This window comes from Qipengyuania sp. Mu-71 (assembly GCF_036867055.1).
Lineage (GTDB): Bacteria > Pseudomonadota > Alphaproteobacteria > Sphingomonadales > Sphingomonadaceae > Qipengyuania > Qipengyuania profunda.
In genome coordinates, this window is sequence record NZ_JBAJHR010000001.1 from 2,009,572 (window position 1) to 2,029,460 (window position 19,889).

The following is a 19,889-nucleotide window of genomic DNA, read 5'->3' on the forward strand; positions in this document are numbered from 1 at the left end:
CGCGCATGGCCCTAGCATGGCCGATGCCGATATCATCACCGGAAAGCTGACCAGCAGCGGCCGCCTCGACAAGGCACTGGCCGAAGCGACCGAACTGTCGCGCGAACGGATCAAGGGCCTGATCGCCGAGGGCGCCGTGACCGTCGGCAAGACGCTGGCGCGCAGCGCATCGGCCAAGGTCCAGGGCGAGGAACGCTTCACCATCGCCATGCCCCCGCCCGAACCGCTGGCAGCCGAGCCGCAGGACATCCCGCTCGATGTGGTGTTCGAGGATGCGCATCTGGTGGTCGTGAACAAACCGGCGGGCATGGTGGTTCACCCGGCAGCGGGCAATCCGGACGGCACGCTGGTCAATGCGCTGCTGCATCATTGCGCGGGTCAGCTGTCGGGCATCAATGGCGTCGCGCGGCCGGGGATCGTCCACCGTATCGACAAGGACACCTCGGGCCTGCTGGTTGTTGCCAAATCGGATGCGGCGCATGAAGGACTGGCGCGCCAGTTCGCCGACCATTCGATCACCCGCCGCTATCTCGCGGTGTGCGCTGGCCACCCGAACCCGCCCGCGGGCACGATTGCCGGGCGGCTCGGCCGCTCGGACCGCGACCGCAAGAAGATGGCGGTGCTGCCCGACGACACGTCCCGCGGCAAGCACGCGGTCACACATTACGAGACCCTCCGGGCGCTGACCCACGCATCGTTGATAGAATGCCGTCTCGAAACCGGGCGCACGCACCAGGTCCGTGTTCACTGTGCGTCAATCGGCCATGCGCTATTGGGGGACCCTGTCTATGGACGCACCCCGAAGGCCCTCAGGCCCCTGCTCGAAGAGCTCGGTTTCGCGCACCAGGCATTGCACGCCGCACGGTTGGGATTCAGACATCCTATCAGCGGCGAAAGCTTGGATTTCTGCGCCGAACCGCCCTCCGATATGCGGGAACTGATCGACCAAACCGCACGTTGAAATCGACGAAAGGCGTGTGCAATCTGGGCTGCGTCCGCTATAGGTAACCTTAGTGGCCCGAAGGTCGGATGCCCATCAGGGGTCCGCCACGCGAGGTCGACGCTAGAAAGGTCAGGGTACAAGTGAGCAATACCAAAACTTTGAGCGTTCCGGCGCTCGGCGGTGAGCAGAGCCTCAACCGCTATCTCTCCGAAATCAAGAAATTCCCCGTGCTGACGCAAGAGCAGGAATACATGCTCGCGAAGCGCTACGAGGAACATGACGATACCGAAGCTGCTGCGCAGCTCGTCACCTCGCACCTGCGTTTGGTGTCCAAGATCGCCATGGGTTACCGCGGCTACGGCCTGCCGGTGTCCGACCTCATTTCCGAAGGCAATGTCGGCTTGATGCAGGGCGTCAAGAAGTTCGAGGCGGATCGCGGCTTCCGCCTGGCAACCTATGCGATGTGGTGGATCAAGGCGAGCATCCAGGAATATATCCTGCGTTCGTGGAGCCTGGTGAAGATGGGCACCACCGCTGCGCAGAAGAAGCTGTTCTTCAACCTGCGCCGGATGAAGAAGAACCTCGACGCTTACGAGGACACCGATCTTCATCCCGACGATGTGGCCAAGATCGCCACCGATCTCGGCGTGCCCGAGCAGGAGGTGGTCAATATGAACCGCCGCATGCTGATGGGCGGCGATGGTTCGCTCAACGTGCCGATGCGCAATGGCGAAGAAGGTTCGGGCGAATGGATGGACTGGCTCAAGGACGATGGTCCGTTGCAGGACGAGCTGGTCGCCGACGCGCAGGAATCCGAAGTGCGCCACGACATGCTGGTCGAGGCGATGGACAGCCTTAACGAGCGCGAAAAGCACATCCTTACCGAACGGCGCCTGACGGAAAACCCGCAGACGCTGGAGGAACTGAGCCAAGTCTACGACGTCAGCCGCGAACGCATCCGCCAGATTGAAGTGCGCGCGTTCGAAAAGGTGCAGAAGGCGATGAAGACCATCGCCGGTGACCGGCTGCTGGCCGGCGTGGCGTAAGCCAGAGGCAAACCGACACTGAAAAGGCCGCCGATACCCGTGGGTGTCGGCGGCCTTTTCGTGTCATGACCCCTAGCTGGCGGGCGCCAAGTCCAGCACCGCGGCGACCATTGCCTCGGTTCCCAGAGTCACGCTCTCGCGCGGGGCGATCTTGAACAGCGGCGAGTGATGCGACGGGACCGGCGGTCCGCCATTTGCTGCCGCGTCGAACGCAGCCTGAGGGGTACCGCCGACCGCGAAGTAATAGCCGGGAACGCCATATTCCTCGGCCACGAAATAGGCGAAATCCTCCGCTCCCATGCCGCGCTGCTGGAACGGGATGAAGACATCCTCGCCAAGATCACGCTGCATCACCGCGTTCAGCCGGCGCGCCAGCGCGGGATCGTTATTGGTGACTGGGGTCCCTTCCGAAACGCGGACCTGCACGGGCATATCGTCGGGCAGGCCATGCGCGGCGCCGATATTGACCGCGATCCGTTCGATCGCGGAAAGCAGCTGCGCCCGCGTGCCCTCGTCATTGGCACGCACGGTCAGTTGCAGATCGGCGCGGTCGGAAATGATGTTGTGCTTGGTGCCCGAGTGAAAGGCGCCGACCGTGATCACGGCGGGTGACAACGGCTCGACCTCGCGGCTGACGACCGATTGCATCGCGGTGACGATCTGCGAGGCGATATAGACCGGATCGCGGCCCATATGCGGGCTGGCCCCGTGCGCGCCCACGCCGGGCACCATGATGTCGACCGAATCCGCGCTCGAATACTGGATGCTTTCCGAGGCCGAAATCTTGCCCGCGGGCAGGATCGAGGCGACATGGAATGCCAAGGCGTAATCGGGCGTGCCGAAGCGGTCGTAAAGCCCGTCCTCCAGCATTGCCGCCGCGCCGCCGACGCGTTCCTCGGCCGGCTGTACGACGAACATCAGTGTGCCCGACCATTGGTCTTTCGTCGCCATCAGCCGCCGCGCGGTGCCGACCATCGAGGTGATATGCACATCGTGGCCGCAGGCATGCATGACCGGGTATTCCTGGCCATCCTGCCCGACCTGCGTCGCCGTGGACGCATAGTCGAGGCCGGTCTTCTCGGGCAGCGGCAGCCCGTCCATATCCGCGCGCAGCAGGATCAGCGGCCCGTCGCCATTGCGCACCATGCCGACCACGCCTGTTCCCCCGACGCCTTCGGTCACCTCGAGACCTGCGGCGCGCAATTCCGCGGCCATCCGCGCGGCGGTTGCAGTTTCGAGGAAGGACAGTTCGGGATTGGCGTGAAAATGGAGGAACAGGTCTTCGAGGTGATTGTCGTAATCCGCAGCCACGGCCTGCTTTACCGCTGCGGGATCTGCCGCTGCGGGCGTCGCGCCCCAGGTCAGTGCCACTGCCGAAGCGGCCAGTCCGAAAATTGCCTTGCGCATGAAAATGTTCCCTCCAGGCCCCCGTGGCCGCGCGGCAAAGTAAGCATGCGTGGCGGCGCGCGGCAAGCAGGCAGATTGCCTTGCCCTGTCCCCGCGGCTAGATGCGCTGGCATGCGCTGGCTGGTCCGTTTCCTGTTCAAGACATTGATCGGCTTCGTGGGCCTCAGCCTCGCGCTCGTCCTATTGTTCAAATTCGTGCCCGTGCCGGTGACCGCCACCATGCTGCTCGACGGCAATGGCATCACCAAGGACTGGACCGCGCTGTCCAATATCGACCGTAACATGGTGCGCGCGACGATCGCGGCGGAGGACGGCAAGTTCTGCACCCATGACGGGTTCGACCGCGAAGCGATCGAGAACGCCATCGCCAGCAATGCGCGCGGCGGACGGATCCGCGGCGGCTCGACGATCAGCCAGCAGACCGCCAAGAACGTCTTCCTGTGGCAGGGCGGTGGCTATGTCCGCAAAGGCTTCGAGGCGTGGTTCACCGTGCTGATCGAGCAGATCTGGGGCAAGCGGCGGATAATGGAAGTCTATCTCAACGTCGCCGAAACCGGCATTCTCACCTATGGCGTGGAGGCTGGCGCACGCCGCTATTTCGGCAAGTCCGCCGCCTCGCTCACCCCGCTCGAAGCCGCGCGGATGGCCGCCGCATTGCCGCTCCCCAAGGAACGCTCGGTCGTCAATCCCCGCGGCTGGCTGGCGCGCCACGGCAACACGATATCCGCACGGATCGGGTCGGTATCCCGTGACGGGCTCGATTCCTGCGTCTATCGGTAGGGTCGATGGGAGCGGGTCACAGCCATTCGCATGATCATGGGCATGGGCACAGCCATGCCCCCGCCGATTTCGGCAATGCCTTCCTGATCGGTATCGTGCTCAACACCGCATTCGTGGCGATCGAGGCGGTGTATGGCTGGATCTCCGGCTCGATGGCGCTGATCGCGGATGCCGGGCATAATCTCTCCGATGTCCTCGCGCTGCTGCTCGCATGGGGCGCCAGCGTCGCTGCCAGACGCCCCGCGTCGGAGCGATTCACTTATGGATACAAGAGCTCGACCATCCTCGCGGCACTGGCCAATGCCGGGCTGCTGCTGGTGGCTATCGGGGCGATCCTGTTCGAGACGCTCAACCGGATTGCCGAACCCGCCCCGGTCGCGGGGGAAACCATGGTGGTGGTCGCCGGGATCGGCATCGTCATCAATGCCGGCACCGCTGCGCTGTTCATGCGCGGGCAGCACGATATCAACATCCGCGGCGCGTTCCTGCATATGGCGGCCGATGCACTGGTCAGCCTCGGCGTGGTCATCGCGGGGGTGGCAATCATCATGACAGGGGAGCGCTGGATCGACCCGGCGGTCAGCCTGGCCATCGTGGCAGTGATCGCCTGGGGGACCTGGGGCTTGCTCAAGGACAGCGTCGCCATGAGCATGCTCGGCGTGCCCAAGGGCATTTCGGAAAACGAGGTGCGCGCCTATCTGTCCGGTCTGCCCGGGGTCGAAGCGGTGCACGATCTGCACATCTGGCCGATGAGCACCACCGAGACCGCGCTGACCGCGCATCTGGTGATGCCCGGCGGCCATCCGGGCGATCCGTTCCTGCTCGAACTGGCGCATGAACTGGAGCATCACCACCGCATCGGCCATCCGACGATCCAGATCGAAACGACCCGCGCCAATTGCGGGGCGGGCTGCTGATGCAACCCGCCAGCCAGGAAGCCCGCGATCGGCTCAAGGCTGCCATGAGCCGACTCGCCAGCGGCGACCGCGCGGCGCTGGAGGACATCTACCGCGCGACCTCGGCGAAACTATTGGGCATCTGCTACCGTATCTTGGGGGACGAAAAGGAAGCCGAGGACGCATTGCAGGACGTCTATCTCACCCTCTGGCGGCGCGCGGATCGTTACGATCCCGACCGCGCCAGCCCGATCGCCTGGCTGGCGACATTCGCGCGCAACCGCGCGATCGATCGCCTGCGCACGGGCAAGGTGCGCCGGGGTTCGGTATCCGAGGACGAGGCGGCACCGCTCGCCGACGAGACACCGCTTGCCGAAACCATGCTGATCGACGCCGAACGCGAAGCCCGCGTGCATGGCTGCCTCGACACGCTGGACGACACCCCGCGCAATGCCATCCGGACCGCATTCTTCGAAGGTCGTACCTATGCCGAGCTGGCAGACCGCATGGACGTGCCGCTGGGGACGATGAAAAGCTGGATCCGCCGCGGCCTCGCCAAGCTCAAGGCCTGTATGGAGGCGGGTGAATGACCGGCGACCAGACCCTCGCCGCCGAATATGCGCTCGGCCTGCTCGAAGGCGAAGAGCTGCTCGCGGCGCGTGCACGCGTTGGCAGTGACGCCAAGTTCGCTGCCGAGGTCGACCAATGGCACGAGCGGCTCGCCCCGCTGGCCGACCACATCCCCCCGCGCCTGCCGCGCGCGGAGGTGTGGCAACGGATCGAAGCCGAACTGTCCCGCGATACCGGCAGCGCCGAAGTGGTTTCGCTGCGCCGCAGCCTGCGCCGCTGGCAATGGGCGGGCGGGCTGAGCGCAGTCGCCGCCGTGGTGCTGGCCTTCCTCGCGCTGCCGCAATTGACCGGCCCCGGCGATACGCTGCCCGATATTGCACAGGGCCCGGTCGCCGCAGGGCCGCCGCTGGCCGCCAACATGCCCATCGCGGGAACGCCGCTGCGGCTCGACTTCACCTATCTCCCCGCAGAGGACAGCCTGCTCGTCGGGGCGATCGGGCTGACGGCAGACGGGGTCCACGATCACGAAATATGGTTCGTCCCGCCGGAGGGCGAGCTGGTGTCGCTGGGTATCGTGACGCCTGGCAAGGTGGTTGCACACGATGTGCCCGATGCGGTCGCGCAGGCCTTGCACGACGGTTCGCAGCTGGTGCTGACCCGCGAACCGCTCGGCGGCAAGCCCGCCGATGCCGGGGCGGGTCCGGTGGTCGCGGAGGCCCGTTTCACCGCGATCTGAAAATAAATAGAGCGGCGGCGTGCATCCGGCGCGCAGCTCCTTGCGTAACTCGGTGCACAGGCTGGACGGGGCCTGGCGCATAAGGAGAGTTACACATGCCGATTTCCAGCAAGCTCAAGGCCGCGGCCTTTGCATCGATCGCCGCCATGGGCGGTTTCGCCCTCATGACCGGTACCCCGGCTTTTGCCGACCACCACGCCAAGGCGGCGGAGACCAACCAGCCGAATATCGTCGAGACCGCGATGGGCACGGGCGTGCACGGCACGCTGGTCGCCGCGGTCAAGGCCGCCGATCTCGTCGAGACGCTGTCTGCCCCCGGCCCCTATACGGTCTTCGCTCCGACCGACGATGCCTTTGCCGCTTTGCCCGCAGGAACGGTGGACACGCTGCTCAAGCCCGAGAACAAGGGCCAGCTGACCTCCATCCTGACCTATCACGTAGTTGCGGGACGGGTTCCCGCCACGGCGCTGACGCAGGCGATCCGCGGCGCAGGCGGAAGCTATGAATTCACGACCGTCGCCGGTGACACGCTTAGCGCGCGCTTCGACGGGCACACCATCGTGGTCACCGACGGCGCGGGCCGCGAAACCAAGGTCGTGCAGGCCGATGTCGATACCGCCAACGGCGTGATCCACGTGACCGACGGCGTTTTCCTGCCCGGCTAAGCCATCCCCACGGGTGCCGATCGGGTCACTTCCATCTCCGCCCGGCACTCCACTGTCCCCGTCCGGCGCTCAGCAGAGGCCGGGCGGGGTTTTTTGTCGCGAGGACAAAACCTGCTCAGCCGGTAAACCGCGTCATCTTGCGCTCGAGCAGGTCGATAAGGTGGGGGTCCATGTACCGATAGCGATCGGGTATCCCGAGGCAGACGATCAGTGTCGAACCCAGCGACGATCTGAACTGCCGCCGGACGGCGGTCCGGTGTCTCTGTTCCATCACGAAAATGCGGTCCGCCCAGCACACCAGCTCGTCATCGAGCGGCGTGTCGGCTTCGGATGCAATTCCGGCAGAAAGGACATCAACGCCCTTCCTGCCGGAGAAATGTGCTCTGCTGTCGGACTTCGCCAGCGGTTCTTGCCGCAGACGAACAGGAAGCGCTGCCTGGTCAGGCCGCCTCTTCCTCGTCCTTCTTGCCGCCATGGACCTGGATCGGCTCTTTCTTGCCTTCGACCACGTCCTTGTCGATCACGATCTCGGTCACCCCGTCCATGTCGGGCAGGTCGAACATCGTGTCGAGCAGGATGCCTTCGACGATCGAACGCAATCCGCGGGCGCCGGTCTTGCGCTTGATCGCGCGTTCGGCGATCGCGCGCAGCGCTTCGTCGGTGAAGGTCAGCTCGACATCCTCGAGCTCGAACAGCTTGTGATACTGCTTGGCGATGGCGTTCTTCGGTTCCTGCAGGATCGTCACCAGCGCATCGACATCGAGATCGTGCAGCGTGGCGATGACCGGCAGGCGGCCGACGAATTCCGGGATCAGGCCAAACTTGAGCAGATCTTCCGGTTCGCTCTTCTCGAGCAGTTCGCCCACCCGCCGCTTGTCCGGGTCGGCGACATGCGCACCGAAGCCGATCGAACGCTTCTGCAGGCGGTCGCCGATGATCTTGTCGAGCCCGGCGAAGGCGCCGCCGCAGATAAACAGGATATTGGTCGTGTCCACCTGCAGGAATTCCTGCTGCGGGTGCTTGCGCCCGCCCTGCGGCGGGACCGAAGCGGTGGTCCCTTCCATCAGCTTGAGCAGCGCCTGCTGGACACCCTCGCCCGATACGTCGCGCGTGATCGAGGGGTTTTCCGCCTTGCGCGTGATCTTGTCGATCTCGTCGATATAGACGATGCCGTGCTGCGCCTTCTCGACATTGTAGTCGGACGACTGGAGCAGTTTGAGGATGATGTTTTCCACGTCCTCGCCCACGTAACCGGCTTCGGTCAGCGTGGTCGCATCGGCCATGGTGAAAGGCACGTCGAAAGTGCGCGCCAGCGTCTGCGCCAGCAACGTCTTGCCCGAACCGGTCGGACCGACGAGCAGGATGTTCGACTTGGCCAGTTCCACATCGCCCGCCTTCGCGCCGTGCTTCAACCGCTTGTAGTGGTTGTGCACCGCGACCGAGAGGACGCGCTTCGCGCGTTCCTGACCGATCACATAATCGGCGAGCGTGGCACAGATTTCGGCCGGCGTGGGAACATCGCCTTCCTTCTTGCCGGTCAGCCCCGCCTTGGTTTCTTCGCGAATGATGTCGTTACACAGTTCGACACATTCGTCGCAGATGAACACGGTCGGGCCCGCGATGAGCTTCCTCACCTCGTGCTGCGACTTGCCGCAAAAGCTGCAATACAGGGTCGATTTACTGTCGGTTCCGCTCAACTTGGTCATATCCTAACGTCTTTCCCGCGTCCCCATCAGAAGGCTCCAGACTGTAGGGGCCATAGGGTATGGGTCAATATCCCAGGTATCACACACCCCTTGCCACAGTCTGAAGCGGCAGGGTTGCCCAATTCCTACGACATTCTTGCAACAGTCCCGCGCGGGCACACTACCCGCGCCGGAACCTGAGTGCCGTCCTATTCGGGCGCGCCGCCCGAACCTTCGGCATCGCCGTTTTCGGATTCGGGACGGGTTTCGAATACCTTGTCGACGATACCGAACTTCATCGCCTCATCGGCTTCGAGGAAGGTATCGCGGTCCATCGCCTTCTCGATATCGTCGAGGCTCTGGCCGGTGTATTTCACATAGAGGTCGTTCATGCGCTTCTTGATGCGCAGGATCTCGCGGGCCTGGATCTCGATATCCGAGGCCATGCCGCGCGCGCCGCCCGAAGGCTGGTGGACCATGATCCGCGCATTGGGCAGCGCGATCCGCATCCCCGGCTCGCCCGCGGCAAGCAGGAACGAACCCATGCTCGCGGCCTGACCCATGCACACCGTCGACACGCGCGGCTTGATGTATTGCATCGTGTCATGGATCGCCATGCCGGCGGTCACCACGCCGCCCGGCGAATTGATGTACATGCTGATCGGCTTCGAAGGGTTCTCGCTTTCGAGGAACAGCAGCTGCGCGGTGATGAGCGAAGCCATGCCGTCTTCGACCTGGCCGGTCACGAACACGATGCGTTCGCGCAGCAGGCGGCTGAAGATGTCGAAGCTGCGTTCGCCGCGGCTGGTCTGTTCGACCACCACGGGCACGAGCGCACCGGTTACGGGATCGGTGGTGAACTGGCCCTGCGCGCCGTGGGCGTTGCTGCCGAACAGGTCGATCATGAATAGTCCTCTTGTCGGGTCAATTGGCCGCCTATGTCGCCATGCATCCCGGGATGTTCAAGGGCCTTAACCCTCGAAAGCCGCGGATATGTCGGATGCGGCCAAGATCGGGGCACTTTCTCGGCCTATATGGAGAGGCATACACTACAGGTGGCTGTCAGGAATCCGTTTGTCGGACGTGGAACGACATCGGTCGAGGCGCCATTGGCCCGCTCGCCTACACTCGTAGACGAACGCTCGACGAGATGGCGGGGAGGCTAATAAACCATGACTTTACATTCGTTGACGCTGGCAGCGTCTACCCTTGCGCTGATTGCCGCTGCGCATGCGCCGGCCCATGCCCAGGGCAGCGACGATGTGGCGGATACCGCCACCCCGGCAACTGCGCCAAGTGCCGGCGCGCAGGTGTTCGAGCCGGCCTATTTCGACCAGTTCGCACCGCGCAATGCGCTCGACATGGTCGATCGCATCCCCGGCTTCTCGATCAGCGGGGGCAATGACCAGGGCCAGCGCGGGCTTGGCCAGGCGACGCAGAACGTGATCGTCAATGGCGAGCGCTTGTCGAGCAAGTCCGAAAGCGTGCACGACCAGCTGCGCCGCATCCCCGCACCCGATGTAATTCGGATCGAGATTCTCGACGGCAACGCCACCAGCATCCCGGGCCTGACCGGGCAGGTCGCCAATGTCGTCTATACCACCACCGGCTCCTCCGGGCAGTTCGAATGGACGACCGGTTTTCGCCCGTACAATACCGCGGCGCAGCTCTTCGGCGGCGAAATCTCGGTGATCGGCAGCAGCGGCGCGCTCGATTACACGGTCTCGCTGTCGAACGAGAACAACCGCTTCGGCGCCGATGGGCCGGTCACCATCACCGATCGCGACGGGGCGCTGATCGAACTGCAGGACACCAAGTTTTCGGGCCGGTTCGACAACCCCAAGCTCTCGACCGCCTTCTCCTACGATTTCGGCGGCGGCGTATTGGCCAATCTCAACCTCAGCTACGGGGTAGACTACTATTCGCGCCAGGAACCCGAAACCGGGACGCGCGCATCGGGCGAAACTCGCACCCGCGAATCGCGGACCGATGAAGACGGTCCGTTCTACGAACTGGGCGGCGACATCCAGTTTCCCTTCGGCCCCGGCTCGCTCAAGCTGATCGGCCTCGAGCGGTTCGAGCGCGATAATTACGCCTCGACACTGATCGACAGGTTCTCCGACGGCAGCCCGTCGCGGGGCTCGCGCTTCCAGCAGACCAACGGCGAGGGCGAGCGTATCGGCCGCTTCGAATATGACTGGCGGTTGTGGAAGGCCGACTGGCAGCTGTCGGGCGAGGCCGCCTTCAACCGGCTCGACCGGCGTTCGAGGCTGTTCGAACTGGACCCCGGCGACGAATTCGTCGAGCGCGCCTTCCCGCAAGGCACCGGCGGGGTGACCGAAGATCGCTACGAAGCCAGCCTCAGCGTCTCGCGGTCCCTGTCACGCACCCTGTCGGTCCAGCTGATCGGAGCAATGGAATTCTCGACCATCGAGCAGACCGGCTTTGCCGCCAATTCGCGCAGCTTCAAGCGGCCCAAGGGATCGTTCGCCGCGACCTGGAAACCGCGCGACGATTTCGACGTCTCGGTTACCCTGGCGAAACGCGTCAGCCAGCTGTCCTTCGGAGATTTCCTCGCCTCGGTATCGCTCAACAACGATAATCAGAACGGCGGCAATAGCGAGCTCGTCCCCTACCAGAGCTACAATGTCGAGATCGAAGCCAACAAGACCTTCGGTCCGTGGGGCTCGATCAAGCTGGAAGCCCGCAAGGCGTGGTTCGAAGATTTCATCGACTGGTTCCCGCTGCCCAATGGCGGCGAGGCGCGCGGCAATATCGGCGATGCGGACCGCCTCCATCTGCAGGCCAATGCGACGCTCAACCTCGACCCCGTCGGGTTTCGCGGCGCACGGCTCGATGTCGAGGTGATCAAGCGGTTCATGAATGTCACCGATCCCTTCACCGGTCTGGAGCGCCCCTTCTCCTACGACCAGGAAGGCGCCTTCGAGATCGATTTCCGCCACGACATTCCCGGCAGCGCCTGGGCGTGGGGCGCAAGCCTCGATCACGATGACCCGGCGCCCTATGCGCGGCGATACGAGGAGGGCCGCGAATGGGAAGGCCCTGTGTGGGGCGGGCTGTTTATCGAGCACAAGGATGTGTTCGGCCTCACGGTTCAGGCCCGAGCGAGCAATCTGCTCGGCGCGCGCAATTACTTCCGCCGCACGGTCTATGACGGCGAGCGCCCCGATGGCGATATCCGCTTCGAGGAGTATCAGGATCGCCGCATCGGCCCGATCTTCCGCCTGACCGTCAGCGGGGATTTCTAGCGCCGCGCGGACCCCTCCCGCGTTCCACGCGTTAGGCGGAACAAGGGAGACCATCTTGGAATTCGATCCGCGTATTGTGATGTTCGTCGTTTTCGGCGCCGGGCTGACGCTGGCCGTCACGCTCGAGCGGTGGCTGGCGCGCTACTGGCTGTCGCTACCGATCCTCTATGTCGCGGTCGGGTTCGCGGTGTGGTCGTTGCCGCTGGGGCTGCCGCATTTCAACCCGACGGTCGACGGGTTCGATGCGATGACGCTGGAATATGCCACCGAGTTCATCGTCATCGCTTCGCTAATGGCCGCCGGGATCGCGATCGACCGGCCCGTCAGTTGGGTCAACTGGCGCCAGATCTGGCCGCTGCTCGTGATCGCCATGCCGCTGACGATCGGCGCGGTGGCGCTGCTCGGCTGGTGGGGCCTGGGACTGGCCCCCGCCAGTGCGATCCTGCTCGGCGCAGCCCTGGCCCCGACCGATCCGGTGTTGGCGCGCAGCGTCCAGGTCGGCCCGCCGGGCGAGGACCAGCGGCACGACGTCCGGTTCAGCCTGACGGTCGAAGCCGGGCTCAACGACGGCTTCGCCTTCCCCTTCACCTATCTGGCGATTGCCGCGGTCGGGATGACCACGCTGGGCGGCTGGACGCTCGAATGGGCCGCGCTCGACCTTGGCTGGCGGATCGTGATGGGCTGCGCGGTCGGCTGGGCCGTCGGCCGCATCGGCTCGTGGTATGTCTTCGAACGCGAAGCCGATTCTCCCATGGAAGAGATCGACGAGGCCAGCGAGAGCGCCGCCCAGCCCAGCTATTCGACCAGCGAGGGATTGATCGTGCTTGGCACGCTGCTGCTCGCCTATGGACTGGCCGAACTGGTTGAAGGCTACGGCTTCCTCGCTGTCTTCGTCGGCGCCGTGACCGCCCGCCAGCGCGAGAACCGCAGCCGCTATCACAAGATCAGCCACCACTTCATCGACCAGATCGAGCAGATCGTGCTGGTCGCGGTGCTGTTCGGCTTTGGAGCGATGCTGGCAAGCGGCGTGCTGTCCGCGCTGACCTGGCCCGCCGCGCTGGTCGGGATTGCGCTGATCTTCATCATCCGCCCGATTGCGGGTCTGCTCGCAGAACTGAACTGCGATCTGCCAATGGTCGGCAAGCTGGCGGTGGCGTTCCTCGGGGTACGCGGCATGGGCTCGATCTATTATCTCGCCTATGGCCAGAACCACGCCGACTTTGCCCAGATCGACCTGCTATGGGCCACGGTAAGCTTCACCATCCTGCTATCGATCGTGGTCCACGGCGTCGTTTCGGGCCCGCTTATCCGCCATGTCGAGAACCGCCGTGCGCATGTCCATGCCGGGCAGGATACCAGCATGGAAGCCCTATCGCCCGAGGCGGTAAAGCCGGAATAACATCGCCCAACGACAAGGGGCGGCGAACCGTAGTCCGCCGCCCCTCGCGTAACCCGTTGGTGCGGGATTATTTCTTTGCGGCGGCCTTCTTGGCAGGCGCTTTCTTGGCGGCCGGCTTCTTGGCAGCGGGCTTCTTCGCCGGAGCCTTGTCCTCGTCCTTGGCGGAAGCAGCCTTCTTCGGCGCGGCCTTCTTGGCGGGCGCCTTCTTGGCGGCGGGCTTGTCGTCCGCGTCCTTGGCAGCATCCTTCTTGGCCGGAGCCTTCTTCGCGGCGGCCTTCTTGGCCGGGGCCTTCTTCTTCGGCTTTTCCTCGGTGGTCTCTTCCGCTTCGATCGCGGCTTCGAGTTCCTCGCGGGTCACTTCCCGGTCGGTGATCTCGGCCTTGTCGAACAGGAAGTCGACGACCTTGTCCTCATAGAGCGGCGCGCGCAGCTGGGCGGCGGCCATCGGCTCGGACTGGACGTACTGGACGAACCGCTCGCGGTCTTCGGCGCGATATTGCTGCGCTGCCTGCTGGATGAGCATGTTCATCTCGTTGGCATTGACCTCGACGCCGTTCTTCTGGCCGATTTCCGACAGCAGCAGGCCAAGGCGGACACGGCGTTCGGCGATCTTGCGATAGTCGTCCTTCTCGTCTTCCATTTCCTTGAGCATGGCTTCGGCATCGTCCGACTGCGCGGCTTCCTGCTGGAGCTGGGCCCAGATCTGTTCGAATTCGGCTTCGACCATGCCCTGCGGCACGGCGAAATCGTGACCGGCGGCGAGCGTGTCGAGCAGCTGGCGCTTCATCTGCGTGCGGGTGAGGCCGGCAGTTTCCTGCTCGAGCTGGCCGCGCAGCAGTTCCTTGAGCTTGGCGAGATCCTCGAGGCCGAGGTTCTTGGCGAACTCGTCGTCGATCGCAGTGTCGGTCGGGACCTTGACCTGCTGGACGGTGATGTCGAATTCGGCATCCTTGCCCTTGAGGTTTTCCGCCGGGTAATCGTCGGGGAAGGTGACCGTGATGGTCTTGGTGTCGCCGGTCTTCACGCCCGTGAGCTGTTCTTCGAAGCCGGGGATGAACTGGCCCGAGCCGATCACCAGCGGGGTGTTCTCGGCCTTGCCGCCTTCGAATTCGGTGCCGTCGACACGGCCGACGAAATCGATGATCAGCTGGTCGCCATCGCCGGCCTTCTTGGTCTTGGCGGCGTCCTTATAGCTCTTGTTGTTCGACGCGATCCGCTCGACTGCTTCCATGACCTGCTCGTCGGTCACCGGAACGGTCAGGCGTTCGAGTTCGAGGCCATCCACTTCGGGAGCGTCGATTTCGGGAAGGATTTCGACTTCGACGCTGAGCGAGGCATCCTTGCCTTCTTCATAGCCCTCGTCGATTTCCACCTTCGGCTGCATCGCAGGGCGCAGCTTGTTGTCGGCCATCACCTTGTCGACCGATTCGCGGATCATGTCGTTGACCATCTGCGCGTGCAGCTGTTCGCCGTGCATCTTGCGGACCAGGTTCGCCGGCACCTTGCCCGGGCGGAAGCCGGGCATCTTCACCTGCGGGGCGATCTTCTTGACTTCGCTGTTGACGCGCTCGTCGATTTCCTTGGCAGGAATGGTGACGGTGTAGGCGCGCTTGAGGCCCTCGTTGGCGGTCTCTTTGATCTGCATGGGTTGAAACTCGTGACTTTCCAAAAGCGACTATGTGCAAGGGGATTCGCGCGGCGGCGGCACTGGTGCGGGCGAAGGGACTCGAACCCCCACATCTTTCGATACTGGTACCTAAAACCAGCGCGTCTACCAGTTCCGCCACGCCCGCTAACCCGAACGAAGCTGCGCGTTGGCGACATGCGCTACGCGTGTAGGCGCGTGCCTCTAGTAGGATGCGACCAAATGCGCAAGCGCGGCGACGGGTGAGGGAACGGCTTTGCGCGCGCACGCGTTTTGTAATCATGAACGACTACGATAAACCCAAGCCGCCGGCCAATACTCCGCCGGTCATCGATCCCGGGGCAAAGCAGGAAAGTCCGGCCAGAACGAAGGCCGATGGCGAGCTAGCTGCAGAAGACACCGAAGACGAAAAGATCGAAGTCGAGAAAGCGCTCGGCAACGCGCAAGAAGGCGGGCGCGACGGTGCGGGTGAAGCCGCGCTCGACAGTCCGCCACCCGATTGAGGATACCATCTATGGCGACGCAACCCGACCCCGATCCCGACACCATCAATCCCGGCGCACCCGACGAGATGCCGCCAGCGAGTCCGCCCGACGAGGCACCTATGCATGAACCGCCCGGTTTCGAGCCGCCGCAACCCGACTTCGACGAGCCCGACCGCGGTCCCGATGAAACACCCCCGCCGCCCGATTGATCTTGCCCGCGCGCGCGCGTCGCAGTATCGGCGCGCGCCATGAGCGAAGAAACCAAAAGCCAGACCCCGCCCGATCACCTTTCGGTCAATCCGGATAGCGAGCATTTCCAGATGAAAGCGCTCGAGCGCGGCGTCGGCATCCGCTTCAAGGGCAAGCAGCGCACCGATATCGAGGAATATTCGATTTCCGAAGGCTGGGTGCGCGTTCAGGCAGGCAAGACCGTGGATCGCCGCGGCAAGCCGCTGACGATCAAGCTGACGGGTCCGGTCGAAGCCTGGTTTGAAGATATGGGCGACGAACCGCCGGTGGCCAAGGCCGACTGATCAGTCTGCGAAATCGGCAAAGGCGCTGAGGAACCTCTTCGAGGTTTGCTTGCGCGCCGGGGCCATTGCGATCTGGCGGCGCGGCTGCGGCTGCCGATCGCTATAGATGAAGCCATCTACCGGCCATGCCGTCGTACCGACCTTGCCCAGCGGGGCGTACCAGACGCGCACCTCGCTCCAGTCATTGTTGGGCGAAACGTCGACCGCGAGCACATCCTTTTCGATCTGACCGCGGCGGCCGTTGATCGGCGACCAATTGGCGTGATCGAGCAGCACCCGCCGCGAATCGAGCACCCGGCTGACCGCGGCCACATGACCCAACTGCATATTGCGATGCGCACTGAAGGCCATCACCGCGCCGGGACGCGGCGTCGAGCCGGTGGCGTAGCGGCCTCGCGCCTGGTCCCACCAGGTATGCGCATCGCCGTAGATCTGGATACCTGAGACATCGCGCGCATAGGGTACGCACTGGAGGTACGCGTCCAGCTCTGCGCCTTGGGCGGCGAAGTTGTCGAAGTCCTCGGCAAGCGCAGGTGTAGCGCAGGCAAGTAAGGCGATCACGGCAAGATTCTTCCTCATACCGGCAGGATTATGCCGGTTAAGCTTATCGCGATCTTTCCACTTACGGTTAACGCGATTTAACCATGATCCCTGCTGCCGCTTGCAAAGCGGCGCGCAAAGCGCCACTTGCCGTGCCATCATGGTGCCCTCCTCCTCCAAGCCAACGGTGATCATCATCGGCCGGCCCAATGTCGGCAAATCGACGCTGTTCAATCGGCTCGTGGGCAAGCGCCTGGCGCTGGTCGACGACCAGCCCGGCGTCACGCGCGACCGGCGCTTCGGCGATGCGGAAATCGCCGGGCTCGAGTTTCGGGTGGTCGACACTGCCGGATGGGAGGACGAAGACCCCGCCAGCCTGCCCGGCCGGATGCGCATGCAGACCGAAGTCAGCCTCGAGGGCGCGGATGCCGCGATGTTCGTGTTCGACGCGCGCGTCGGCCTGACCCCGCTTGACGAGGAAATCGCCCGCTGGCTGCGCGGACAGTCGGTCCCCGTAGTGCTCGTCGCCAATAAGGCGGAAGGCACGCAGGGCGACGCCGGCATCTATGAAAGCTTCTCGCTCGGCTTTGGCGAACCGGCGGGCATCAGCGCCGAACATGGCGAAGGTATCGGCGACCTGTTCGAACGGCTCTGGCCGATCATCGGTGACAAGGCCGAGGCGGCTGCCGAAACGCTCGAATTGAGCGAAGAAGACGAAGAGGCGCTGCTTGCCGGACCGCTCAAGCTGGCCATCGTCGGCCGCCCCAATGCGGGCAAGTCGACGCTAATCAACCGCATGCTGGGCGAAGACCGCCTGCTGACCGGCCCCGAAGCCGGGATCACGCGCGATTCGATTGCGGTCGATTGGGAATGGCATGACCCGCGTAGCGGCGAAGACCGCGAAATCCGGCTGATCGACACCGCGGGCATGCGCAAGAAGGCGCAGGTCATCGACAAGCTGGAACGGCTTTCGGTCGCCGATGCCCGCCGCGCGGTCGACTTCGCCGAGGTCGTCGTGCTGCTGCTCGATGCCACCCGCGGTCTCGAATCGCAGGATCTCAAGATTGCCAGCATGGTGCTCGAGGAAGGGCGCGCGCTGATGATCGCGATCAACAAGTGGGATGTCGCCGAAGGCGCCAGCGCGCTGTTCAACGGCATCCGCGAAGCGCTCAACGAAGGTCTGGCGCAGGTTCGCGGAGTGCCGCTGTTCGCCGTGAGCGCGAAGACCGGCAAGGGCATCGACCAGATGCTCGGCGCGGCGTTCGACCTGCGCGAAGCATGGAGCCGCCGTGTACCGACCGCCGCGCTCAACCGGTGGTTCGACGATGCACTGGAAGCTAATCCGCCGCCCGCACCCAAGGGCAAGCGGATCAAGCTGCGCTATATCACGCAGGCCAGCATCCGCCCGCCACGCTTCGTGGTGTTCGGTACGCGGCTCGACATGCTCCCCAAAAGCTACGAGCGGTATCTGGTCAACGGCATCCGCGACAAGCTGGGCTTCGATGCCGTGCCGGTACGCGTGGTGCTCAAGAGCCCAAAGAACCCCTTCCAGAAGGATTGAGTTTGCCGCCGCTCGACATCCTGTCTGGCGTCGGCGCCTTCGAGCTGATCGAGCGCACCAGTTCGACCTTGCGCGTCCAGCAGGTCGTCCAGCTCAGCCTCGCGCCGGCCTTCCTGCTCGCTGGGATCGGCGCGGTGATGAACGTCATGACCAACCGGCTGATCTGGGTCGCCAACAAGATCGAGCGCATTCTCAACGCCAGCGAGGACGGCGATGTCGACGCGATGCGCGCCGAACTGCCCGCGCTGGAAATGCGCCGCAATTACGCCCAGCGCGCGGTCATGTTCAGCACCGCTTCCGCGCTGGCGATCAGCGTGGTCATCGTCTTATTGTTCGTGAGCGCCTTCGTCACCACACCGCTCGGCACGCTGGTCGCCGCGACGTGGGTGATGTGCATGGGACTGCTTGTTGCTGGGCTCGCGTCGTTCCTGATGGAAACCCGCACCGCAGCCCGCCGCAACCGTGAACGGATTCGCGAACGCCGGGCCGCCGCCAAGTCCTGACGCGGTTTGGGTCCCGCGCGCGACCGACCGAAGTCATTTGCGCGACGATTGGCGTAGAAACGTCGGCCACGGTTCATCTCCACCTGTCATAAAGCGCGGCGGGGCAAGGAGGTGAGATATGAGCAAACTCCGCGTTTCGATCCACGGGCATGCCAATCGCGTGGACGACCAGTTCGCGCTCGAAGCACTCGACATCGCCACCGCATTGACGATAGCCGATATCAACGTCGGCACAGGCGATGCGGAAATCTGGGATGGCGAGCAGCGGCTGGCCCGTCTGTCCAAGCACGGCGGCGTCCACGCGACCTTCTGGCGCGTCACCTGACCGGCGTTATCTCGGGACCGAACACAGGGGGACGAGGCGTGGCAAGGAGGGTGAGATAGCCTGGCTCCGAATGAGCCGGCTCTTGTTCAGCCCGCTTCGCCCTCGCCCACCGGCTTGCTGTTGAGCTGGACGTAGTTTTCCAGCCCCATCCGTGCGATCATGTCGAATTGCGTTTCGAGGAAGTCGACATGCTCTTCCTCGCTGGCGAGGATGTCTTCGAAAATCTGGCCCGTGGTAAAGTCGCGCACGTCCTGACAATAATCCGCCGCTTCCTTGAGCAGCGGGATCGCTTCCATTTCCATTGCCAGATCGGCCCTGAGGATTTCCTCGACCGTCTCGCCTACCTTGAGCTTGTGGATCGCCTGGAAGTTGGGGAGCCCGTTGAGGAACAGGATCCGCTCGGCGAGGATGTCGGCATGCTTCATCTCGTCGATCGATTCGTGGCGCTCGTATTCGGCGAGCTTGGTCACGCCCCAATCGGCCAGCACGCGGTAATGCAGCCAGTACTGATTGATCGCGGTCAATTCGTTGGTGAGCGCCTTGTTGAGGAACTCGATAACCTTGGAATCGCCTTTCATGGCCCTGTCTCCTGGCTGCTGGATGCGGCGCAGCTATGCGCTTCTCCACCAGCGCTTGGCAAGGTCGAAGGTCGAAAAATCGGCGTAATTCCGCCAGTTGCGAGCAATTCTTGTTAGCGGAAAGTCACGCCGCGGCAGAGACGAGACCGAACTCGCGTTCTTCCTGCAGGATGTCGTCGGCATCGTCGAGACAGGTTCCGCAGCACGGTGCCTTGCCCAGCGCAGCATAGCACGCTTCGGCATCACCCGAGACATGGCGCGCAGCACGGCGCAGTTCGCTTTCCCGGATCGCGTTACAGATGCAGACGTACACTCGACAACTC

General features: G+C 64.0%; 23 protein-coding genes and 1 tRNA gene. 15 read left to right on the forward strand and 9 right to left on the reverse strand.

Translation table 11 applies throughout. The features are described 5' to 3' along the window. The first annotated feature begins 16 nt into the window (after positions 1–16). Both V6B15_RS09930 and rpoH read left to right on the forward strand, forming a co-directional pair. Positions 17–961: an RluA family pseudouridine synthase gene (locus V6B15_RS09930; RefSeq protein ID WP_334201014.1), complete on the forward strand. Its 945-nt coding sequence runs from the start codon at positions 17–19 to the stop codon at positions 959–961. A 122-nt stretch (positions 962–1,083) separates the two neighbouring features. Continuing rightward, positions 1,084–1,989 carry an RNA polymerase sigma factor RpoH gene (gene rpoH / locus V6B15_RS09935; RefSeq protein ID WP_334201015.1) on the forward strand — a complete coding sequence of 302 codons (906 nt, stop codon included), beginning with the start codon at positions 1,084–1,086 and terminating at the stop codon, positions 1,987–1,989. A 72-nt stretch (positions 1,990–2,061) separates the two neighbouring features. Here rpoH and V6B15_RS09940 read toward each other — a convergent pair whose 3' ends face one another. Further along, positions 2,062–3,396, reverse strand: a complete 1,335-nt coding sequence (locus V6B15_RS09940) for an amidohydrolase (protein ID WP_334201016.1) — start codon at positions 3,394–3,396, stop codon at positions 2,062–2,064. Between the two features lie 111 nt (positions 3,397–3,507). Between V6B15_RS09940 and mtgA the strand changes: the two genes are divergently transcribed. From mtgA to V6B15_RS09965, 5 genes are all read left to right on the forward strand, one after another. After that, on the forward strand, positions 3,508–4,176 hold the full coding sequence (gene mtgA / locus V6B15_RS09945) for a monofunctional biosynthetic peptidoglycan transglycosylase (protein ID WP_334201017.1): 669 nt from the start codon (positions 3,508–3,510) through the stop codon (positions 4,174–4,176). A gap of 5 nt (positions 4,177–4,181) precedes the next feature. Continuing rightward, positions 4,182–5,093, forward strand: coding sequence for a cation diffusion facilitator family transporter (locus tag V6B15_RS09950; protein ID WP_334201018.1), 912 nt, complete (start codon positions 4,182–4,184; stop codon positions 5,091–5,093). Further along, on the forward strand, positions 5,093–5,662 hold the full coding sequence (locus tag V6B15_RS09955) for a sigma-70 family RNA polymerase sigma factor (RefSeq protein WP_334201019.1): 570 nt from the start codon (positions 5,093–5,095) through the stop codon (positions 5,660–5,662). The genes V6B15_RS09950 and V6B15_RS09955 overlap by 1 nt, the downstream gene beginning before the upstream one ends. Next, positions 5,659–6,378, forward strand: a complete 720-nt coding sequence (locus V6B15_RS09960; RefSeq protein ID WP_334201020.1) for an anti-sigma factor — start codon at positions 5,659–5,661, stop codon at positions 6,376–6,378. Before V6B15_RS09955 ends, V6B15_RS09960 begins: the two co-directional genes overlap by 4 nt. Positions 6,379–6,473: 95 nt before the next feature. After that, positions 6,474–7,043: a fasciclin domain-containing protein gene (locus tag V6B15_RS09965; protein WP_334201021.1), complete on the forward strand. Its 570-nt coding sequence runs from the start codon at positions 6,474–6,476 to the stop codon at positions 7,041–7,043. Positions 7,044–7,158: 115 nt separating this feature from the next. Here the strand turns inward: V6B15_RS09965 and V6B15_RS09970 are convergent, their stop codons facing one another. From V6B15_RS09970 to V6B15_RS09980, 3 genes are all read right to left on the reverse strand, one after another. Next, positions 7,159–7,317 carry a hypothetical protein gene (locus V6B15_RS09970; protein ID WP_334201022.1) on the reverse strand — a complete coding sequence of 53 codons (159 nt, stop codon included), beginning with the start codon at positions 7,315–7,317 and terminating at the stop codon, positions 7,159–7,161. A 166-nt stretch (positions 7,318–7,483) separates the two neighbouring features. After that, positions 7,484–8,749, reverse strand: a complete 1,266-nt coding sequence (gene clpX, locus V6B15_RS09975; protein WP_253518729.1) for an ATP-dependent Clp protease ATP-binding subunit ClpX — start codon at positions 8,747–8,749, stop codon at positions 7,484–7,486. A 188-nt stretch (positions 8,750–8,937) separates the two neighbouring features. Further along, positions 8,938–9,633 (reverse strand): ATP-dependent Clp protease proteolytic subunit, encoded by a 696-nt coding sequence (locus V6B15_RS09980; protein WP_253518732.1) that lies wholly within the window; start codon positions 9,631–9,633, stop codon positions 8,938–8,940. Between the two features lie 267 nt (positions 9,634–9,900). Here V6B15_RS09980 and V6B15_RS09985 point away from each other — a divergent pair, with 267 nt between their 5' ends. Together V6B15_RS09985 and V6B15_RS09990 are read left to right on the forward strand one after the other, a co-directional pair. Further along, positions 9,901–11,997, forward strand: coding sequence for a TonB-dependent receptor plug domain-containing protein (locus V6B15_RS09985; protein ID WP_334201023.1), 2,097 nt, complete (start codon positions 9,901–9,903; stop codon positions 11,995–11,997). A 55-nt stretch (positions 11,998–12,052) separates the two neighbouring features. Further along, the gene (locus V6B15_RS09990; protein WP_334201024.1) at positions 12,053–13,396 is read left to right on the forward strand and encodes a cation:proton antiporter; all 1,344 of its coding nucleotides are present in this window, start codon (positions 12,053–12,055) and stop codon (positions 13,394–13,396) included. A 67-nt stretch (positions 13,397–13,463) separates the two neighbouring features. Here the strand turns inward: V6B15_RS09990 and tig are convergent, their stop codons facing one another. Beyond that, entirely contained in the window at positions 13,464–15,041 is a 1,578-nt protein-coding gene (gene tig / locus V6B15_RS09995) for a trigger factor (RefSeq protein ID WP_334201025.1), read from the reverse strand. A gap of 63 nt (positions 15,042–15,104) precedes the next feature. Beyond that, a tRNA-Leu gene (locus V6B15_RS10000) sits at positions 15,105–15,189 on the reverse strand. A gap of 133 nt (positions 15,190–15,322) precedes the next feature. Here V6B15_RS10000 and V6B15_RS10005 point away from each other — a divergent pair. From V6B15_RS10005 to V6B15_RS10015, 3 genes are read left to right on the forward strand one after another with little or no spacing between them, the layout of a single operon-like run. Next, positions 15,323–15,544, forward strand: coding sequence for a hypothetical protein (locus V6B15_RS10005; protein ID WP_334201026.1), 222 nt, complete (start codon positions 15,323–15,325; stop codon positions 15,542–15,544). Between the two features lie 11 nt (positions 15,545–15,555). Continuing rightward, positions 15,556–15,735, forward strand: a complete 180-nt coding sequence (locus V6B15_RS10010; RefSeq protein ID WP_253518763.1) for a hypothetical protein — start codon at positions 15,556–15,558, stop codon at positions 15,733–15,735. Between the two features lie 39 nt (positions 15,736–15,774). Then, positions 15,775–16,059, forward strand: coding sequence for a DUF3297 family protein (locus V6B15_RS10015; protein ID WP_334201027.1), 285 nt, complete (start codon positions 15,775–15,777; stop codon positions 16,057–16,059). Here V6B15_RS10015 and V6B15_RS10020 read toward each other — a convergent pair whose 3' ends face one another. Beyond that, a complete protein-coding gene (locus V6B15_RS10020) occupies positions 16,060–16,797 on the reverse strand; it encodes a CHAP domain-containing protein (RefSeq protein ID WP_442969018.1) in 738 nt (245 codons plus the stop codon). Here V6B15_RS10020 and der point away from each other — a divergent pair. The 3 genes from der to V6B15_RS10035 all read left to right on the forward strand — a co-directional run bounded on the left by der (position 16,760) and on the right by V6B15_RS10035 (position 18,988). Next, positions 16,760–18,160, forward strand: coding sequence for a ribosome biogenesis GTPase Der (gene der, locus V6B15_RS10025; RefSeq protein ID WP_334201028.1), 1,401 nt, complete (start codon positions 16,760–16,762; stop codon positions 18,158–18,160). The genes V6B15_RS10020 and der overlap by 38 nt on opposite strands. Before the next feature lie 2 nt (positions 18,161–18,162). Beyond that, complete coding sequence (locus V6B15_RS10030) at positions 18,163–18,663, forward strand: DUF2721 domain-containing protein (RefSeq protein WP_334201029.1); 501 nt, start codon at positions 18,163–18,165, stop codon at positions 18,661–18,663. Between the two features lie 118 nt (positions 18,664–18,781). Beyond that, positions 18,782–18,988, forward strand: coding sequence for a hypothetical protein (locus V6B15_RS10035; RefSeq protein ID WP_320180799.1), 207 nt, complete (start codon positions 18,782–18,784; stop codon positions 18,986–18,988). 86 nt (positions 18,989–19,074) lie between these two features. Here the strand turns inward: V6B15_RS10035 and bfr are convergent, their stop codons facing one another. Further along, a complete protein-coding gene (gene bfr, locus V6B15_RS10040; RefSeq protein WP_320180800.1) occupies positions 19,075–19,566 on the reverse strand; it encodes a bacterioferritin in 492 nt (163 codons plus the stop codon). A gap of 124 nt (positions 19,567–19,690) precedes the next feature. Beyond that, entirely contained in the window at positions 19,691–19,879 is a 189-nt protein-coding gene (locus V6B15_RS10045; protein ID WP_253518781.1) for a (2Fe-2S)-binding protein, read from the reverse strand. Positions 19,880–19,889 lie beyond the last annotated feature (10 nt).